Source organism: Serratia myotis, assembly GCF_027474885.1.
In the GTDB taxonomy this organism is placed as follows: domain Bacteria; phylum Pseudomonadota; class Gammaproteobacteria; order Enterobacterales; family Enterobacteriaceae; genus Serratia; species Serratia proteamaculans.
In genome coordinates this window covers 207439-224898 of the sequence record NZ_CP099707.1, presented here as the reverse complement: position 1 = coordinate 224898, position 17460 = coordinate 207439, and the positions used below count along the sequence as shown (strand labels likewise).

General features: G+C 56.9%; 17 protein-coding genes. 6 read left to right on the top strand and 11 right to left on the bottom strand.

Annotation, left to right across the window (positions count from 1 at the left end):
* Position 1 precedes the first annotated feature (1 nt).
* The 4 genes from livG to NHG65_RS00985 form a co-directional block, all read right to left on the bottom strand.
* Positions 2-769: a high-affinity branched-chain amino acid ABC transporter ATP-binding protein LivG gene (gene livG, locus NHG65_RS01000; RefSeq protein WP_099065496.1), complete on the bottom strand. Its 768-nt coding sequence runs from the start codon at positions 767-769 to the stop codon at positions 2-4.
* Complete coding sequence (locus NHG65_RS00995) at positions 766-2049, bottom strand: high-affinity branched-chain amino acid ABC transporter permease LivM (RefSeq protein ID WP_085116511.1); 1284 nt, start codon at positions 2047-2049, stop codon at positions 766-768. The genes livG and NHG65_RS00995 overlap by 4 nt, the downstream gene beginning before the upstream one ends.
* Complete coding sequence (gene livH / locus NHG65_RS00990; RefSeq protein WP_012004699.1) at positions 2046-2972, bottom strand: high-affinity branched-chain amino acid ABC transporter permease LivH; 927 nt, start codon at positions 2970-2972, stop codon at positions 2046-2048. The genes NHG65_RS00995 and livH overlap by 4 nt, the downstream gene beginning before the upstream one ends.
* A 116-nt stretch (positions 2973-3088) precedes the next feature.
* Positions 3089-4204, bottom strand: coding sequence for a branched-chain amino acid ABC transporter substrate-binding protein (locus tag NHG65_RS00985; protein WP_012004698.1), 1116 nt, complete (start codon positions 4202-4204; stop codon positions 3089-3091).
* Between the two features lie 406 nt (positions 4205-4610).
* Between NHG65_RS00985 and panM the strand changes: the two genes are divergently transcribed.
* From panM to NHG65_RS00970, 3 genes are read left to right on the top strand one after another with little or no spacing between them, the layout of a single operon-like run.
* A complete protein-coding gene (gene panM, locus NHG65_RS00980; RefSeq protein ID WP_499182848.1) occupies positions 4611-5003 on the top strand; it encodes an aspartate 1-decarboxylase autocleavage activator PanM in 393 nt (130 codons plus the stop codon).
* Positions 5000-6217 carry a DUF3142 domain-containing protein gene (locus NHG65_RS00975; RefSeq protein WP_499182847.1) on the top strand — a complete coding sequence of 406 codons (1218 nt, stop codon included), beginning with the start codon at positions 5000-5002 and terminating at the stop codon, positions 6215-6217. Before panM ends, NHG65_RS00975 begins: the two co-directional genes overlap by 4 nt.
* Before the next feature lie 46 nt (positions 6218-6263).
* Positions 6264-8261, top strand: a complete 1998-nt coding sequence (locus NHG65_RS00970) for a hypothetical protein (protein WP_499183453.1) — start codon at positions 6264-6266, stop codon at positions 8259-8261.
* A 59-nt stretch (positions 8262-8320) separates the two neighbouring features.
* Here the strand turns inward: NHG65_RS00970 and rpoH are convergent, their stop codons facing one another.
* The 4 genes from rpoH to ftsY form a co-directional block, all read right to left on the bottom strand.
* Positions 8321-9178, bottom strand: coding sequence for an RNA polymerase sigma factor RpoH (gene rpoH / locus NHG65_RS00965; protein WP_085116506.1), 858 nt, complete (start codon positions 9176-9178; stop codon positions 8321-8323).
* Positions 9179-9494: 316 nt separating this feature from the next.
* On the bottom strand, positions 9495-10448 hold the full coding sequence (ftsX, locus tag NHG65_RS00960; RefSeq protein ID WP_012004693.1) for a permease-like cell division protein FtsX: 954 nt from the start codon (positions 10446-10448) through the stop codon (positions 9495-9497).
* Positions 10438-11109 (bottom strand): cell division ATP-binding protein FtsE, encoded by a 672-nt coding sequence (gene ftsE / locus NHG65_RS00955; RefSeq protein WP_012004692.1) that lies wholly within the window; start codon positions 11107-11109, stop codon positions 10438-10440. The genes ftsX and ftsE overlap by 11 nt, the downstream gene beginning before the upstream one ends.
* A gap of 5 nt (positions 11110-11114) precedes the next feature.
* Positions 11115-12755, bottom strand: a complete 1641-nt coding sequence (gene ftsY, locus NHG65_RS00950) for a signal recognition particle-docking protein FtsY (RefSeq protein ID WP_499182846.1) — start codon at positions 12753-12755, stop codon at positions 11115-11117.
* 223 nt (positions 12756-12978) lie between these two features.
* Here ftsY and rsmD point away from each other — a divergent pair, with 223 nt between their 5' ends.
* Complete coding sequence (gene rsmD, locus NHG65_RS00945) at positions 12979-13599, top strand: 16S rRNA (guanine(966)-N(2))-methyltransferase (protein WP_135314706.1); 621 nt, start codon at positions 12979-12981, stop codon at positions 13597-13599.
* Positions 13589-13861, top strand: coding sequence for a DUF1145 family protein (locus tag NHG65_RS00940; protein WP_006317223.1), 273 nt, complete (start codon positions 13589-13591; stop codon positions 13859-13861). Before rsmD ends, NHG65_RS00940 begins: the two co-directional genes overlap by 11 nt.
* 27 nt (positions 13862-13888) lie before the next feature.
* Here NHG65_RS00940 and NHG65_RS00935 read toward each other — a convergent pair whose 3' ends face one another.
* Entirely contained in the window at positions 13889-14245 is a 357-nt protein-coding gene (locus tag NHG65_RS00935) for a DUF2500 domain-containing protein (RefSeq protein WP_099062150.1), read from the bottom strand.
* 160 nt (positions 14246-14405) lie between these two features.
* Between NHG65_RS00935 and NHG65_RS00930 the strand changes: the two genes are divergently transcribed.
* On the top strand, positions 14406-15032 hold the full coding sequence (locus tag NHG65_RS00930; RefSeq protein WP_085116501.1) for a lysoplasmalogenase: 627 nt from the start codon (positions 14406-14408) through the stop codon (positions 15030-15032).
* A 37-nt stretch (positions 15033-15069) separates the two neighbouring features.
* Here NHG65_RS00930 and NHG65_RS00925 read toward each other — a convergent pair whose 3' ends face one another.
* The gene (locus tag NHG65_RS00925; RefSeq protein ID WP_499182845.1) at positions 15070-15447 is read right to left on the bottom strand and encodes a protease inhibitor Inh/omp19 family protein; all 378 of its coding nucleotides are present in this window, start codon (positions 15445-15447) and stop codon (positions 15070-15072) included.
* 52 nt (positions 15448-15499) lie between these two features.
* Positions 15500-16963, bottom strand: a complete 1464-nt coding sequence (locus NHG65_RS00920) for a serralysin family metalloprotease (RefSeq protein ID WP_099062152.1) — start codon at positions 16961-16963, stop codon at positions 15500-15502.
* Positions 16964-17460: the final 497 nt, after the last annotated feature.

Sequence of the window (17460 nt, the reverse complement as noted above, 5' to 3'; positions counted from 1 at the left end):
ATTATTCGCCCAGATAGGCCCGGATCACATCCGGGTTGTTACGGATTTCTGCCGGGGTGCCCTGCGCCAGCGGCGTGCCCTGGTTCACCACGTAGATGCGGTCGGAAATGCCCATCACCAGCTTCATGTCGTGTTCAATCAACAGTACCGACACCTTATGCTGATTACGCAGTTCGACAATCAGGTGGTCCAGTTCGTCGGTTTCCTTCGGGTTCAGCCCCGCTGCCGGCTCGTCCAGCATCAGCAGTTCCGGCCGGGTTACCATGCAGCGTGCAATCTCCAGCCGCCGCTGTTGCCCGTAAGCCAGGTTACCCGCCGAGCGGTTAGCCATCTCCAGCAGGCCAACCCGCTGCAACCACACCGCAGCACGATCCAACGCATCGGCTTCGGCGCGACGGAAAGCCGGCGTTTTTAGCAGGCCGGCGAAGACGCCGCTTTTCAGATGCTGATGCTGCGCAACCAACAGGTTTTCGATCACCGTCATTTCACGAAACAGCCGCACGTGCTGGAAAGTCCGCACCACGCCCATGCGAGCAATCGTCTGGCCGGGCAACCCTTCCAGGTGACGTTCGCGCAGTTTGATGGTGCCGCCAGTCGGGCGGTAGAAGCCGGTCAGGCAGTTAAAAACCGTGGTTTTTCCGGCACCGTTCGGGCCAATCAGCGAAACAATTTCGCCTTCATTCAGCTCCAGCGCCACATTATTGACCGCCAGCAGGCCGCCGAAACGCATCGACAGCCCTTCGACCTTCAGCAAAGGTTGCACACTCATGCCTGCTCTCCCTTGCCCGCGTGGATATCTGCCGCTTTCAGTTTGAGCTGTGGCCGTTTCATCGGCAGCAGCCCCTGCGGCCGCCAAATCATCATCAACACCATCAGAGCACCCAGCAACAACATGCTGTATTCGTTCAGATCACGCATCAGTTCGCGCGATACCACCAGCAGAATAGCCGCCAGGATCACCGCAAACTGTGACCCCATGCCACCCAATACCACAATCGCCAACACGAAGGCCGACTCGACGAAGGTAAAGGATTCCGGGCTGACAAAGCCCTGACGCGCAGCAAACAGCGTGCCGGCAAACCCGGCGAAGGCGGCGCTGATGGTGAAGGCGGTCAGTTTGATTTTGGTCGGATTAAGGCCCAGTGAGCGGCAGGCGATTTCATCTTCGCGCAGCGCTTCCCAGGCACGGCCCAGCGGCATGCGCAGCAGACGATTAATCACAAACAACGTCAGCACCACCAACAGCAGTGCCACCAGATACAAAAACACGATGCGATCGCTCGGATCGTATTTCAGACCAAAGAAGTTATGGAAGGTGTCCCAGCCGCCGTCACGTAGGCTGCGGTTGAACTCCAGCCCAAAGAAGGTCGGTTTCGGGATCTGGCTGATGCCGTTCGGCCCGCCGGTGATCTCGGTATTGTTCAGCAGCAGGATGCGCACGATCTCACCGAATCCCAAGGTCACAATCGCCAGGTAATCGCCACGCAGCCGCAGCACCGGGAAACCGAGCAGGAAACCAAAGATGGCGGTGACTATGCCCGCCAGCGGCAGGCTTTCCCAGAAACCCAGACCATAGTAGTGGTTCAGCAGCGCGTAGGTGTAAGCGCCAATGGCGTAAAAACCGCCATAGCCCAGCACCAGCAAACCGGACAGCCCCACTACCACGTTCAGACCCAGACCCAGCATCACGTAGATCAACGTCAGGGTGGCGATATCCACCGTGCCACGCGACACCAGAAACGGCCAGGCGACGGCGGCAACAATGATCGCCGCGGCCAGCAGCTTCTGACGCGCAGTGGTGCCATCAAAGCTCGGTAAGACGAATGAAGGGCCGGAGATTTTTTTCAGCCCCTGCTGCATCAGCGGGCGCAGTAACTGGAAGAAGAACACGATGACGCAGCCAATGCCGATCCACATCCAGCGGACTTCCGCCGCGCCATGCACCACCAGTTTGGTGCCGTCGAGACTCAGCTGCATCCCCATCAGGAATGAAGCCATCACAAACAGCACCAGGGTGGCGATCAACGCATTGAGCAGATTGAGTTTCATACCTTCTCAACCTCCGGACGCCCAAGGATGCCGGTTGGCATGATCAGCAACACCACGATCAACAGCGCGAACGACACCACGTCTTTATATTCGGTGCTCAGGTAGGCTGAGGTCAGCGCTTCCGCCACGCCCAGTACCAGGCCGCCAATCATTGCGCCGGGAATGCTGCCGATGCCGCCCAGCACGGCCGCGGTAAAGGCTTTCATACCGGCCATAAAACCAATGTACGGGTTGATCACCCCGTAGAACTGGCCCAACAGCACGCCGGCCACCGCCGCCATCACTGCGCCAATCACGAAGGTCAGCGAGATTACCCGATCGGTATTGATACCCAGCAGGCTGGCCATCTTCAAATCTTCCGCGCAGGCACGGCAAGCGCGGCCCATGCGCGAGTAACGAATAAATATCGTCAGCGCCAGCATCGCCAGGAAGGTGACGACCCAGATAATCAACTGCATGGTGGTGATGGTGGCGGCAAAGCCGTTGCTTTCACCCAACACCCACTGGCCGGTGACCAGGCTTGGCAGCGCCAGATCGCGCGAGCCCTGCGTCAGGCTGACGTAGTTTTGCAGGAATATCGACATCCCGATGGCGGAGATCAGCGCGATCAGACGTTTGGAGTTGCGCACCGGCTTGTAGGCCACCCGCTCAATACTCCAGCCGTAGGCGCTGGCAATGACGATCGACACCAGGAAACCGGCGCCAATCAGCAGCCAGCTAACGTCGATACCCACCATCATCAGGGCGGCGATAACAATAAAGGAGACATAGCTGCCGATCATATAGACCTCGCCGTGGGCGAAGTTGATCATGCCGATGATGCCGTAGACCATGGTGTAACCGATGGCGATCAATGCATAGGTGCTGCCCAACGTGACGCCGTTGAACATCTGCTGCAGAAAATAGAGAACCTGCTCTGACATACTCTAACCCTTGGCTGCGAAACCTGAACGCGAAGATCATTCAGGTAAAGGGATACGGAGCCGGCGAACCGGCCCGCGGGCGCAGCAGAACTGCGCCCTACCCTGATGATTATGGCTTATTTAATCGGTGTTGATGTGCCGTCTGCATGCCACTCGAACACGCCGAACTCGAAGCCTTTCAGATCGCCCTTGTCATCCCAGCTCAGCGGCCCCATTACGGTGTCCACCGGCTTGCCGGTTTTCAGATCCTTGACGATGTCGGCTGGCTCCTGGCTGCCGCTGCGCTCCATCCCGGTGGTCAGAGATTGCAGTGCGGCGTAAGTCGTCCAGACGAACGGACCGGTCGGATCCAGTTTCTTGGCTTTCAGCGCATCCACTACAGGTTTGTTGGCCGGAACCTGATCGTAGCGTTTCGGCAAGGTCACCAGCATGCCTTCAGAAGCGGCACCGGCGATGTTAGACAGTGAGGAGTTGCCCACACCCTCTGGCCCCATAAAGCGGGTGGTCAGGCCGGCCTGTTTGGCCTGGCGCAGGATCTGCCCCATTTCCGGGTAGTAGCCGCCGAAGTAAACGAAATCGACGTTCTCTTTCTTCAGACGCGCCACCAGAGTGGAGAAATCTTTATCGCCGGCGGTGATGCCTTCAAACATCACCACGTCGGTACCCTGTTTTTTCAGGCTGTCACGCACCGAGCGCGCCAGACCTTCGCCGTACTGTTGTTTATCGTGGATCACCGCAATGCGCTTGGGTTTGATCTCACTGAGAATGTATTTGGCCGCCGTCGGGCCCTGATCGGAGTCCAGGCCGGTGGTGCGCATGATCATCTTGTAGCCGCGGGTGGTCAGATCGGCGTTGGTGGCCGCCGGGGTAATCATGATCACGCCTTCATCTTCATAAATATCGGAAGCCGGCTGCGTCGAGGAAGAGCACAGGTGGCCAATCACATAACGGATACCGTCGTTGATCACCTTGTTGGCCACCGCTACCGCCTGTTTCGGGTCACAGGCGTCATCGTATTCCACGCCAACCAGCTTATCGCCCTTGATACCGCCCTTGGCATTGATGTCGGCAATCGCCTGACGGGCACCGGTGAACTCCATGTCACCATACTGTGCGACCGGCCCTGACATCGCCCCGACGATCGCAACCTTAATGTCTTTGGCCATTGCCGCATGCCCGATAGCCATCGCGATACAACCCGCCAACAGCGCCTTACCTTTTGTTAATTTCATCCGCAAATCCCCATCTGTCGTTGTGAACGTACCTGTTGTGTTTGCCTGCACCTGCCCCTTATTTACTGCTTTTATTCATAAGTAATAATGATTTAGGTGTTTTCATGGCAACATTTTCTAATAAGACTTTATTTTTCATGCCATTAAACAGGAATTTTCTGCTGCAAATCAACTTGCACAATCAGGAACAAGCGGTGTAAACAGCATAAAATCCGGATTAAATCTGCGCTGTTTAGCATCAGGCGCAGCGCGTTATGCTGGTTCTCGATCGATTCACTACATATTTACTCGGAAAATGCGTCTTGCAAAAAACATTTCGCCCAGTAATCGTACAGAAAAACTTACACATCGCTCTGCGCAAGATCTATTACACTGTCGGCATCGATTAGCCGTTCGGAAATCCTGCATGAAACTGACTATTGAGCGATTAACCACGCTGTCCCCACAAGACCTTATCGACCTTGGCAAAATCTGGCCGCATCAGCAGCCGGAACAGTGGGAAAGCTGGCTGGGCGGCGATAAAGCGCTGTTTGCCGCTCGCTTCAACGAACGCCTGCTGGGCGCGGTGAAAATCGAGCTGAACGGTGATTACGCCAAGTTGCAGGATTTACTGGTGCGCGAAGTGACGCGCCGCCGCGGTGTCGGGCTGTATCTGGTACAGGACGCCCAGCGCCAGCTGCCGCAGATAACGCACTGGCAGCTTTCTACCGCCGGTCTGACGCCACGCGAACGCGGTGAGGTGGATAACTTTATGCGCGCCTGCGGGTTCACACAGCAAGGCGAACTCTGGCAGCAATGAAACGCAGGCTAATGGCGTTATTAATGCTGGCCCTGGCATCGATCGCCTGGTTCGGCGGCCGTCAGCAGGCACTGCAGTTACCGCAGCCCTGGGATAACCAGGTCTACGTCTGGCAACGGGTCTGGACGCCGCAACATGCAGTGGCGTTGGCGCAAAGCCGCGATCTGTTCCCTGCATTGCGGGTGCTGGGTTTGCAGGTGCATCCGCGTGAAGGCTGGCGTGAGATCCCGGTCAATCTGCCGTTACTGAAACAAGATGGCCGCCCGCTGTGGTTGGTGGCTCGTCTGGACGGACAACTGGCGCAGTTGGATGAGCCCACCATTCGCCAGCGCCTGCTAAAGCAGGTGCAACAGTGGCAGGCCGCCGGGCTGCAGGTCGTCGGCGTTGAAATAGACCATGACGCCGCCACCGCACGTCTGCCTGATTATCAGCATTTCCTCCAGCAACTGCGTCAACAGCTCCCTCACTCACTGCAACTGGGTATTACCGCCTTACCGGCCTGGATCGGCTCCGCGGCGTTGCCGGGTGTATTACAACAGGTGGACAGTTCGGTACTGCAGGTGCATGCGGTGCTGTCTCCTCAGCAAGGGTTATTTTCCGGCCCGTTGGCACTGCACTGGGTAAAACAGTACGCGAAAATCACGCCAAAACCCTTCCGGGTGGCGTTACCTGCCTATGGCATGGGTCTGGTGGGGTTTGATGCGCAAGGTGCACAGGTTGAAAGCGAAGCCTCGCTGCGCGTGGCAGGCACCTCACGCGAGCTGACGGTTGCGCCGCAACAGGTGGCTGATTTTCTGCATCAGCTGAACGCGCAGGCCATGCCGCACCTGCGTGGCATTATCTGGTTCCGGCTACCGCTGGCGGAAGATCGTCGCGCCTGGTCACTGGCTACGCTGCGGGCGGTGATAGAAAACCGGCCGCTCAGCGTCAACTGGCAGGTAAAATTTAGCCCTCAGCCACAGCAAAATGGGTTGAATGATCTGATAATTCATAATAACGGGCCGGTTGACGCCCCGCTGCCCCATGAAATCGTCATCACCGCCAGCGAGTGCCTGGCGGGGGATGCCGCGGGCAATTACCGGCTGGAAAGTGAGCCTCAACGGCAACGCTTTGTCCTGATTAGCGGCGACCAACTACGCGCCGGGCAATCCCGGCCACTGGGCTGGCTACGCTGCCAACAACTGACGCCAGGAGGCACCCTTGTCACACCTTAATACTCGCACCCTTCCACTGGCTGCACTGATCGGCTCAGCGTTAGCGATGCCGATTAACGGTTACGCCTGCGGGCCGGATTTCCCTAACCGTTTGCTGGTCGATCGCAATGGCACGCTGCTGTACATGCCGGAGGGCAACTTTGCCTTTGAAGCCGGCCGCCTGGTCGCCGTGGATAAACAGCTGCCGTTATGGAAAGCGCCACCGCCGCCTATGCCGCCGAAACCCATGCCGCAGCCGCCGGAGACCATCATCATTGGCAAAATGCGCGCCGCCAAAACGGTTGAGGAAGCCGATGCGGTCAATACCCAGGGGCTGTCTGACGCTGCGCGCCTTTACCAATTGGGCGCCGTAGCTTTTGCCGGTGAAGATCCACGTGCCGGCGAATACTTTAAGCAGGTGCTGGCACTGCCCGCCGCAGAGCAGGGCGACTGGGGGCTGCGGGCGCAGTACTCACTGGGTCGGTTGCTGATGAACGACCATGGCATGCCGGAGAACGAGAACGGCGCGGCGACCACGGTAGTTAAACACCCGGCGAAACCACAGCTGGAGCAAGCGCTGGCGGCTTTCCAGCAGGTGATTGAGCGAGTGAAAACCGGCACGACCGATCCGGATCAGCTGGCGCTGAGCAGCCTGGGGCAACAGGCACGTATTCACCTGTGGCTGAATGACGTCACTCAAGCGGCGCGGCTGTATGCGCAGCAGGCGGCACAGGGCGATCAAGAGGGTGGACTGTCGCTGCAGTACGTCTCCAGTTATCTGGTCAACCCTGACCACTTCGAGGTGCTAAAACAGGCGATTGCCGATCCGCTGATCCAACAGCTGGTGACCATCGAACTGTTCGCCCGCAGCAGTAATCTGCAAATGGCCGACACCGACGGCACCAGCAGCCGCTCAACGCAGATCGTCAGCCAAATTCTGACGCTGTTGGATGCTTCAGTGAAAAGCGGCTTCAGCGGCAGCGATCGATTGGCGGCATTGGCTTACCGCGCCGGACAATATCCGATGGCGGCCAGCCTGCTGAAACACGCCGGTGACAGCGGTCTGGCCTGGTGGCTGCGCGCCAAGATGGCGCTGCGTGACGGTGATGTTAAGGCCGCGACCGCAGACTACGCCAAAGCGGCGGCCGCTTTCCCATCCAGTGAAAGCTGGGGCGAGCAGCGCAATGCCGACTTTACGCCGGAAACTATCGTCCCCGAGTGTCGGGTGGCCGGGGAACAGGCGATCCTGGCGTTGGATCGCGGTGACTATCTGCAGGCGATGGATTTCCTGTATCGCGGCAAAGCGCTTTATTGGGCGGACGTCGCCGACGTGGCCGAACGGGTGCTGACCGTCGACGAACTGAAAGGCTTTGTCGATAAGCATGCGCCTGCGCCGACCACGCCGCTGAAACCGGTCAATCCGGATGAATACAACGGCCAGCCCCTCACGCCGGAAGTGCAATTGCGCGAACTGCTGGCGCGGCGGCTGATGCGCGCCGGACGTCCTCAAGAGGCCATGGGTTATTTTGACATCCCTAACTATCGTCAGGTGGCGCAACAGTACGCCGATAAGCTGAAAACGGCTCAGGACAAAACCACCGATAAACTGGCGCGCGCCCAAGCCTACTATCAGGCGGCAACGCTGCTGCGCACCCAGGGGTTAACGTTCACCGGTTATGAGATGACGCCGGATTACGCGATTTATGACGCGGGCTATTCCTATCTGGGGGATGCCTTTGATACCCGTGAATTGAAGCATAAGAGTTGGATCAGCAGCGCAGAGGGCGCGCGGGCCAAAGCGGCATTGCCACCGCAGGATAATCGCTTCCTGCATTATCGTTGGCAGGCCGTCACACTGGCCCAGCAGGCGGCCGATTTGTTGCCGCCTAAAAGCCAGGCCTATGCTGCCGTGCTGTGTAATGCCGCCGGTTGGGTGATCAAACGTGATGCAAAAACCGGTCGGGCGTTGTACCAGCGCTATATCAACACCGGGACTCGTTACCCCTGGGCCAACAAGTTTGGCTATAGCTGCCCGGCACCGGACTTCGCCGCCGTTGCGCCATAACGCCGAATTTCAGGCACAAAAAAGCCCGGCTAGCCGGGCTTTTTAACGCTTACGCGGGATTAGGCTTCGATCGCCATTTTCAGTTTCTTCATGGCGTTCTTTTCTAGCTGGCGTACACGCTCAGCAGAAACACCGTACTGATCGGCCAGCTCTTGCAGCGTGGACTTATTGTCGTCGTCCAGCCAACGGGCACGAATGATGTGCTGGCTACGCTCGTCCAGGCCTTCCATCGCATAGGCCAGTTTGTCTGCGGCGTTGCTTTCCCAGTTATCTTCTTCGATACCTTCGGCGAAGTCAGAGCTTTTATCCTGCAGGTACAGCACTGGCGCCATCGACTGGCCTTCACGGGCGTCGTCGTCCGGCGTTGGATCGAAAGTCATATCCTGTGCCGCCATACGAGACTCCATCTCGCGCACGTCCTTGCTGGTCACGCCCAATTCACGGGCCACCAGTTCCACCTCGTCCTGATTAAACCAGCCCAGACGCTGCTTGGTTTTACGCAGGTTAAAGAACAGCTTGCGCTGTGCCTTGGTGGTCGCAACTTTAACGATACGCCAGTTGCGCAGTACGTACTCGTGAATTTCTGCCTTGATCCAGTGCACCGCGAAGGAAACCAGACGCACCCCAACCTCTGGGTTGAAGCGGCGAACCGCTTTCATCAGGCCGATATTACCTTCCTGGATCAGATCCGCCTGCGGCAGGCCGTAACCAGAGTAATTCCGGGCAATATGAGCGACAAAGCGCAGGTGAGACAGGATGAGCTGCTTAGCGGCTTCCAGATCGCCCTGATAATGCAGCCGTTCAGCCAGCTCCCGCTCTTCCTCTGCCGTCAGCATCGGATAGGTGTTGGCGGCCCGAACATAGGCTTCCAAACTGCCCAGGGGCACTAAAGCTAAAGTTTGCATTTCTTTGGTCATTCAAACCCTCTCTTGAAAAAAACAGGTCATGCAGATGATTATCACGGCGGGGAAATGATTGATTCTACGGCAGTTGCTATTGCAAAAGCGGTCCACACGCCGGGCACCATAACATTTTGCTGCAGATTTTGACCGTGTTCCGCCCTATTAGTTCACAGTTTTTCGATCACATTGTGCATGACAATACGTGACGAAGACTCAGGCCGATAGGGAATTTGTGCGCAAAGAAGAGACTGGATGGTGCTTGGGTTGGTGCCGGTAGCTCTTCTCCCGCAACACGCTCGGAGCAGCAGGAGAAGAGTATACCAAAAAAACTTTATTGTGGTGTAAATCGACGTAAATGTTGCACCGTCGCCAGCCAGGCGGCGATCCAGCCGATCATCGCAGAGACAATCAGCAGTAACAGTGCTTCATCCCAACCCAACCCATGCAGGGTAAAGGTGGTGCCAAAGACCTTGGCCACGCCGGTGACCACCGACTCCAGACGCCACACCATCCCGCCGGACAACAGCAACGACAGCAATGCGCCAAAGAAGCCCAGCATCGCCCCGCCGTTCAGGAACGGCCGCAGGATAAAGCCGTCGGTCGCACCAATCAGCTTCATCACGTTGATGGTGTCACGACGGCTGAAGATGCTCAGTCGCACGCTGTTACCGATCACCAGGAACACCGCCACAATCATCAGCACACCGATCATCGCAGCCACCTGGCCCACCAGTCCGGTCAGCGCCGCCAGGCGGGCAAACCAGCTGTCATCCATCCTTACCTCATCCACGCCCTGTACCGCCGCCACGCGATCGCGCAGGGTGTTGAGGGTGTCGGAACTTTGGAAGCTCATTTTCGGCGTGATAATGGCGACCGCCGGTAACGGGTTCTCTTCCAGCATATCCAGTGCGCCGCCAAAGCCGGACCAGTTGCGGAATTCACCGCGGGCCTCTTCACGCGACAGGTAATTCACTTTCTCTACGCCGGCTTCCGCCTTGATGGCGTCGAGCACTTTCACCGCCGCGTCGTCATCGAGGGATTTATCCAGATAAACCGTCAACTGCGGCGTTGGGTACCATTGGGTCGCGGCGGTACTGACGTTTTTCCAGACGATGTAACACACGCTCGGCAGTGTCAGGGAGATGGCAATCACCATCACCGTCAACAGCGTTGCCAAGGGTTGGCGCAGCATATCCTTGATGGCATTCATCCAGGCGTAACGCCATTGTTCCCGCCAGCCGCCGCGCAGCGCTTTGCTCTTGGCGGTTTTTGCGTTATTCGCCATGATGCGCTCCTCCAGCCATACGACCCTGGCTCAGGCGCAGAGTGCGGTAATTGCGACGGGCAATCAGCCCGGTGTCATGGGTGGCCATCAGCACGGTCACGCCAACACGGTTAAATTCTTCAAACAGGCGCAGAATGCCTTCCGACAGCGCATCATCCAGGTTACCGGTTGGCTCATCCGCCAGCAGCACCGCCGGTTTGTTCACCACCGCACGGGCAATGCCCACACGCTGTTGCTCACCACCTGAAAGCTGGATCGGGAAGTTTTTCGCCTTATCCAGCAGCCCGACCTTGTCCAGCGCAGCAGAAACGCGGCGGCGGATGTCTTCGGTACTGGCACCGGCGATAATCAGCGGCATCGCCACGTTGTCATACACCGTACGATCCAGCAGCAGATGGTGATCCTGGAAAATCATGCCGATCTGACGACGCAGGAACGGCACCTCACTGTTTCTCAGGCGACTGATGTCGTGACCACCAAACCAGATATGGCCGGCGCTCGGCCGTTCGATGCCACAAATCAGTTTCAGCAGGGTACTTTTACCCGCGCCGGAATGGCCGGTCAGAAACGCCATCTCTGCCGGGCGCAGATGAAAATCTACCCCCTGCAGTGCCTGCCGTCCGCCCAGATAAGCTTTACTGACCTGTTCAAAGCGAATCATCCGTATTAATCCTCTCGGGCAAAAAGTGCCTCAATAAAATCGTCAGCCTTAAACGGCCGCAAATCTTCGATGCCTTCCCCAACGCCGATATAGCGAATCGGGATAGCGAACTGATCGGCAATGGCAAAGATCACCCCGCCCTTGGCGGTACCGTCCAGTTTAGTCAGTGTGATACCGGTTAAGCCTACGGCTTCATTAAATAATTTCGCCTGGCTGACCGCATTTTGTCCGGTGCTGGCATCAAGAGTCAGCATAACCTCATGGGGGGCCTGGTCGTCCAGTTTTTTCATAACGCGGACGATCTTCTTCAGCTCTTCCATCAGGTGCGCTTTATTCTGCAGACGCCCTGCCGTATCGGCCAGCAGTACGTCGATACCGCGCGCCTTGGCGGCCTGTACGGCATCGAAAATCACCGAGGCGGAGTCTGCGCCAGTTTGCTGCGCGATGACCGGAATACGGTTACGTTCGCCCCACACCTGCAACTGCTCCACCGCTGCCGCACGGAAGGTATCCCCCGCTGCCAGCATCACCGATTTGCCTTCCGCCTGGAACTGGCGGGCCAGCTTACCGATGGTGGTGGTTTTACCCACGCCGTTCACCCCAACCATCAGAATGACATACGGGGTTTTACCACTAACATCCAGCGGCTGTTCAACTTTAGTCAGAATTTCAGACATTTCCTCCTTCAGCTTGCCGTACAACGCCTCAGCATCTTTCAACTGCTTGCGGCTGGCGTGTTGGGTCAGGGAGGTAATGATTTTACGCGTGGTTTCCACGCCGACGTCGGCAATCAGCAGCTGTTCTTCCAGCTCTTCAAACAGATCGTCATCGATTTTCTTGCCACGGAACAGACCGATAAAACCGGAACCCAGATTCTGCTTGGTTTTCACCAGGCTGCGCTTCAGGCGGGCAAAGAAGCCTTCTTTGGTCGGGCGTTCCTGTTCCTGAGTCACCGCAGGGGCCAGCAGCTCAGGTTGCTGTTGTTCAATCTCTTCAATAATGGCCGGGGCGACGATAATCGGCTCCAGCGCCACGCTGGCCGGCAGAGGCTCTGGCTCTGGCTCTGGCTCTGGCTCTGGCGCAATCACCTCAGGTTCAGGCTCGACCACTTCAGGTTCAATCACAGCAACCGGTTCTGGCTCAGGTTCGATAACCGGCTCTGGTGTAATCACTTCCGGTTCAGGTTCTGGTTCAATAACCGGCTCTGGCGTCAGCACCTCAGGTTCAGGCTCAACCACTGTCGGTTCAACCACGACAACCGGTTCAGGCTCAACCTCGGCAATCGGCTCGGCGATCTCCTCTACTACCGCAGGTTGTTGCTCTGCCGCCACCTGTTCGGTAAGGATAACAATCTCTTCCGCCAGCGTTTCTGCCGCTGTAGGGTGCTCGGTAACCACCGGCACGCTTTCGGCGATATGTTCGCCGGTCAGGCTGCCGTCCCATTCGCCAGGGGTCTCTACGGAGGCGGCAGGCTCAGATTCCTGGGCGGGAAGCTGGTCATCCAGCTTGGGAGCAACCGGTTCAGCCGGTGTCTCCACGGCCTGATTTTCCGCCGGTTCTACCGACGTTTCAGGTTGCTGTTGCTCTTCTTCTTTCTGGCCGAAGCCCAGCCAGGAGAAAAACCCGCGTTTCTTATCTTTTGCCATGTTATGACTCTACTCCGTACCGAAGGCTTGCTTATACTGACAATTATTCCGCCGAGTCTATCACTTTCCCTCGCGCAGCAACACGCATCCGGTATGCTTTCCGCTGTGAAATCAGGCAACAAAGTTTTACCGTTTCCCCCGGCGCGTCTCACCGGTAGAATAGAGGCAACTTTTCGTTAACTTGTGCGGCCTTCACCGCCCCAGAAAGAAATAAAGCAAACCTATGACAAGAATATCGCCCCGGGCGTCGGCCAAAAAACCGCCTCAGGCTGCGGCCGGGCAGATCCGCATTATCGGCGGCCAATGGCGTGGACGAAAACTGCCGGTACCGAATAGCCCAGGGCTGCGTCCGACCACCGACCGCGTCCGTGAAACCCTGTTTAACTGGCTGGCACCGGTGATCCAGGGCGCGCGCTGTCTGGACTGTTTTGCTGGTAGCGGCGCACTCGGCCTGGAAGCGCTGTCACGCTATGCCGGCAGCGTCACGCTGTTGGAGTTTGAACGCCCGGTGGCGCAGCAGTTGGAAAAGAATCTGGCGCTGCTGCAAGGCAAAGGCCATGTGGTCAATACCAACGCGCTGAGCTGGCTGGCGAAAAATGCCCAACCGTTTGACGTGGTGTTCCTCGATCCGCCTTTTCGCAAAGGGCTGCTGGCGGAAACCGTCACGCTGCTGGAGCAACAGGGCTGGCTGGCCGATGAGGCCTGGATCTATGTAGAGGCTGAAGCCGAAAGTGCCGCCACCGACGTCCCGGCCAACTGGCAGCTACACCGTGAAAAAGTGGCCGGTCAGGTGGCTTACCGTCTTTATATCCGTTCTCAAGAGAAAACCGACAATGCTGATTAATCTGGGTCGCCTGCTGATGCTGTGCGTATGGGGCTTTCTGCTCTCCAATCTGTTTCACCCTTTTCCCAAGCCGCTGAAGTACTTCATCGACGTGGCGCTGTTCTTTATGGTGGTGATGCACGGGCTGCAATTGGTGCTGCTGAAGTCGACGCAGCCTAAAGATCAGCCGATAAGCTACTGGCAGGAAGCCAAGATCTTCATCTTTGGCGTTTTCGAACTGCTGGCCTGGCAAAAAAAACAGCCGCCGATCAAAAGAAAATAACACCACGCGGGCGCGGGATCGGGAGCCCTACGGCTGAGCGGTAAAAGAGACAAAGCGTGTGCCCTGTACGAGCAGCATGCCCTGCGCACCTTTCTCTATAGGGCCGTATTGCTGCTGTTTCAGCCGCAGGGTAATGTCCTCTCCCCCACGCTGCGGGTGGAACACTACTTCATACCGCATCGCTTCATTGACGATATGCTCGCGCTGGCGTGAACGGTTATTTGAAGCAGGGAACTCACGCTTATCGCTCACCGTAACCTGCAGGCTGCGTACCGGTGCGCGGTCGTTTTCCGCCTCCGAACGGCGCTGGTTGAAATAGCGATGCGTCGCCAGTACGGCGATCAACGCAATCACGGCGACAAAAAACAGCGGTGGCTTACTCATCTTGATTCCCATTCCCTTCGCGGTTAAATCGGCGTAAACATAGCATTCTCAAGAAAGCGTTGTCGATTACAGGCGTGCTGCCTACACTGCAATCAGGAAGTGACACTGGTGACAATTTGGAGCCGGAGGCTGTGGCTCCCATAATGAATAAGGAAGACATATGAGTTGGCCGTTCCTTGCCGTATTCTTTTCCGGTTGGCTGTTCGTTGACGCCTCCTACCGCGGGCCACGCTGGCAACGTTGGGTGTTTAAACCGGTTACCCTGCTGCTACTGTTATTACTGGCCTGGCAAGCGCCGGTGCTCGGCCCAGCGGGCTATCTGATTGTCCTCGGCCTGTTGGCGACGCTGATCGCCGACGCACTGTTACTGCTGCCGCGCGAACGCGTGCTGTACGCCATCGGTGCATTTTTCCTGTCGAATCTGCTGTATACCCTGAGTTTCGCCAGTCAGATGACCTTCAGCCTGTTTTGGCCGCTGCCATTGGCGCTGCTGGTGATTGGTGTGCTGTTGTTGGCGACTATCTGGACCCGGCTGGAAGAGATGCGCTGGCCGATTGCCACCCTGGTAGCAATGACGCTGCTGATGGTGTGGCTGGCGGGGGAACAGTACTTCATGCGCAGCACCGATTTCGGTTTCTCGCTGCTGGCGGGGACCTCACTGCTGTTGCTGGCCAACGTGGTGTGGCTGCTGAATCGCTATCGCTTTACCTTCCGCGCAGCCGATGCGCTGGTGGCATTCTGCTACTTCTCCGGCCATTTCCTGATTGTACGTTCGCTTTACCTGTAATTTCTCAGGGCGGGTTCGGCTGCCGAACCCGCTATGATTACACCAGCGCCTTCAGCGTCAGGCCGTCGCCCGCACCTGGCTGGTTACGATAAATATCCCCGTCGCGCGAAAAGAACGCCAGCGTGCTGCCGTCCGCCTGTAGCAGAGCGATGCCATCCGGCGCCGGACGCCAGCCGACCACTTCAGCCATTAACACCTTCTTCAGGCAATTCTGCCGATCCACCAGCTGAAAGCCGTTAGTTGCACGCTGTTCACTGGCCAAAAACTCGATCTGGCACTGTTGTTGCGCGTCAGCGACTTGCCATTGCCCCGCCAGTGACCCTGCGGTAGGAAGAACCAAACTGCTGGCCATAACTGCCCCCGTAACCATTATGCTCCCCGCCATTATGGCGGTACGCGCCAAGCTGCCTTTCATATCGGCTCCTGCATAACGCCCGGCCAGGTTGCACCGGGCGTTATCCTCACGGTTACACGATAAAATCAGTGGTGACGTCTACCTGACCCACGATTTTCACCAGGAAGTCCGGCGCCTGATGGCCGCCGATATTCAGGGCTAAATCGCTGACGTTATTTGACGCATTGTAGGACAGCAAGGCTTCGCCCACGGCGCCGCTGAAATGATCGACGAAGTGGATTTGATCGCCACCCTGTTTGCCCTGATTGAAGAACGACAGGTCAATTTTGTCGGCACCTTTCTGGAAATCCTTGATCACATCGGAAGCGCCCGGTGCGGAATCGCTGACCGCAGAGAAGACAAAGATATCCTTGCCTGCGCCGCCCCACAGTTCATCCGCTCCGCCACCGCCGAACAGCACGTCGTTGCCCGCACCACCTTTCAGCACGTTGTTGGCCGCATTGCCAACGAGCACGTCATTGCCCGACCCGCCGATGGCGTTCTCAATGGTCACACCCGCCGCGATAGACACGTTGCCTTTCAGCCCGCCCACGTCGGAGAAGGACTTCTCGTTCAGGTTGATGCGCTGGTTGGCGGTGTAACCGGAGAAGTCGAAAGTATCATTACCGCCCGCATCCCAGGCAGCAAAGATCACTTTCTGCGAGTTGCTGGTGGTGCTGAGGAAATCGCGGCCAGTATTGGAGTTGAAGCCATACACGGTGTCGCCGGTACGGGTCGACAGGTTGGCACCATACAGGTGTTGAATAGCGGCGATGTCATCCAACAGCGGTGCCGCTGCATAGTGTCCGCCGTTATCACCGCCGGTGTTGGTTTCACTCCAGTAGCTCATCAGGCTGAACTCGCGGGTGTCCTCGGCATAGGTGACGTCATTGTAGGTTGGGTTGCCCTCACCGGCGTTGTACTCACCCGGGTGGCTCAGGCCCAGCGCATGACCAATCTCGTGGGTAAACGTCTGACGGCCATAGTCTTCGCTGGCCGGATGTTTAACGTTGGATTGGTTGACGTTGTACCAGGTCTGGCCGCCCAGATCCTGACCCTGATAAATGGTATTCGGCAGGAAGGCGTAGGCCTGGGTGTCGTAGTCATAATGACCGGGACGATCCTGACTGTAGTTGCCGAAGGTGATATTGGCCTTTTGGCCGGCGGCAACTTCGGTGAAGGTGAGATTGGCCACGTCAGACCAGGATTGCAGTGACAGCTTGGCCTGTTGCTGCTGCTCCGCACTGAACTTGCTCAGCCCGGTGTCGCCGGCGACGTTGGTGGATGAGAATTTATAGTCCGGGAACGAGAAAGTTAATTTGGCCGGTTGACCAAAAACTTTATAACCGTTCCAGGTTTGGTTCTCACGGGTAATAAACAGCCCAGCTTGTTCGTTTGAAAATGAGTCCTTGCCATTAACCTGGATCCCGTTGCCACGCTCGTGGTAATGCAACAGATCGTCTACAGCATTGTAGCCGGACCCGGTCGCTGCGAGGCTGGATTCAGTAACTTCAATTGCCTTTTTAGTAGATTGCATTGGTTCGATTCCACTCATTAGCTGATCGTTATCAATCAGACAGATAGACATAACCTGCCCGCTAGCCACGGAGAAGGATCCGCCAGCTAACCGGAAGGGACTTATGCGCCGTTGCCGGCAGTGTGTTAGATAGAATTAATGCATATATATCAGCAAATAAGATTACCGCTATAAATGGTAATCGATTCCAATTATAGGCAGGCTCGCAAAACTGAACATAAAATAATCAGCTATATATTTTCACAACGAAGGAGACTTATGCTGGTTTTTGGCGATCTTTACAATCTAAATGAAACTTAATCGTCACATGTTGGCAACAAACTTCAACAAAAATGCGGCCTGCAGGTGCAAGCGGATCGTGCTGGCATTTAAGTGACAAAAAGTTAAATTTAGCTAAAGAGTTATAGATTAATAACTCTTTATTATTAGCCGCCGGGACCTTTAAGTTTGTATTGGAATAACATCTTATTATTTCGCCTAACGGCCCTGATCCACCC

Coding starts and splice junctions, on each gene's coding strand:
- NHG65_RS00925 (WP_499182845.1), bottom strand. CDS start 15,447: ATGAAAGGCAGCTTGGCGCGTACCGCCATAATGGCGGGGAGCATAATG.
- rpoH (WP_085116506.1), bottom strand. CDS start 9,178: ATGACCAAAGAAATGCAAACTTTAGCTTTAGTGCCCCTGGGCAGTTTG.
- NHG65_RS00995 (WP_085116511.1), bottom strand. CDS start 2,049: ATGAAACTCAATCTGCTCAATGCGTTGATCGCCACCCTGGTGCTGTTT.
- ftsX (WP_012004693.1), bottom strand. CDS start 10,448: ATGGCGAATAACGCAAAAACCGCCAAGAGCAAAGCGCTGCGCGGCGGC.
- ftsY (WP_499182846.1), bottom strand. CDS start 12,755: ATGGCAAAAGATAAGAAACGCGGGTTTTTCTCCTGGCTGGGCTTCGGC.
- NHG65_RS00920 (WP_099062152.1), bottom strand. CDS start 16,963: ATGCAATCTACTAAAAAGGCAATTGAAGTTACTGAATCCAGCCTCGCA.
- NHG65_RS00975 (WP_499182847.1), top strand. CDS start 5,000: ATGAAACGCAGGCTAATGGCGTTATTAATGCTGGCCCTGGCATCGATC.
- livG (WP_099065496.1), bottom strand. CDS start 769: ATGAGTGTGCAACCTTTGCTGAAGGTCGAAGGGCTGTCGATGCGTTTC.
- NHG65_RS00935 (WP_099062150.1), bottom strand. CDS start 14,245: ATGAGTAAGCCACCGCTGTTTTTTGTCGCCGTGATTGCGTTGATCGCC.
- NHG65_RS00940 (WP_006317223.1), top strand. CDS start 13,589: ATGCTGATTAATCTGGGTCGCCTGCTGATGCTGTGCGTATGGGGCTTT.
- ftsE (WP_012004692.1), bottom strand. CDS start 11,109: ATGATTCGCTTTGAACAGGTCAGTAAAGCTTATCTGGGCGGACGGCAG.
- NHG65_RS00985 (WP_012004698.1), bottom strand. CDS start 4,204: ATGAAATTAACAAAAGGTAAGGCGCTGTTGGCGGGTTGTATCGCGATG.
- NHG65_RS00970 (WP_499183453.1), top strand. CDS start 6,264: ATGCCGATTAACGGTTACGCCTGCGGGCCGGATTTCCCTAACCGTTTG.
- NHG65_RS00930 (WP_085116501.1), top strand. CDS start 14,406: ATGAGTTGGCCGTTCCTTGCCGTATTCTTTTCCGGTTGGCTGTTCGTT.
- panM (WP_499182848.1), top strand. CDS start 4,611: ATGAAACTGACTATTGAGCGATTAACCACGCTGTCCCCACAAGACCTT.
- livH (WP_012004699.1), bottom strand. CDS start 2,972: ATGTCAGAGCAGGTTCTCTATTTTCTGCAGCAGATGTTCAACGGCGTC.
- rsmD (WP_135314706.1), top strand. CDS start 12,979: ATGACAAGAATATCGCCCCGGGCGTCGGCCAAAAAACCGCCTCAGGCT.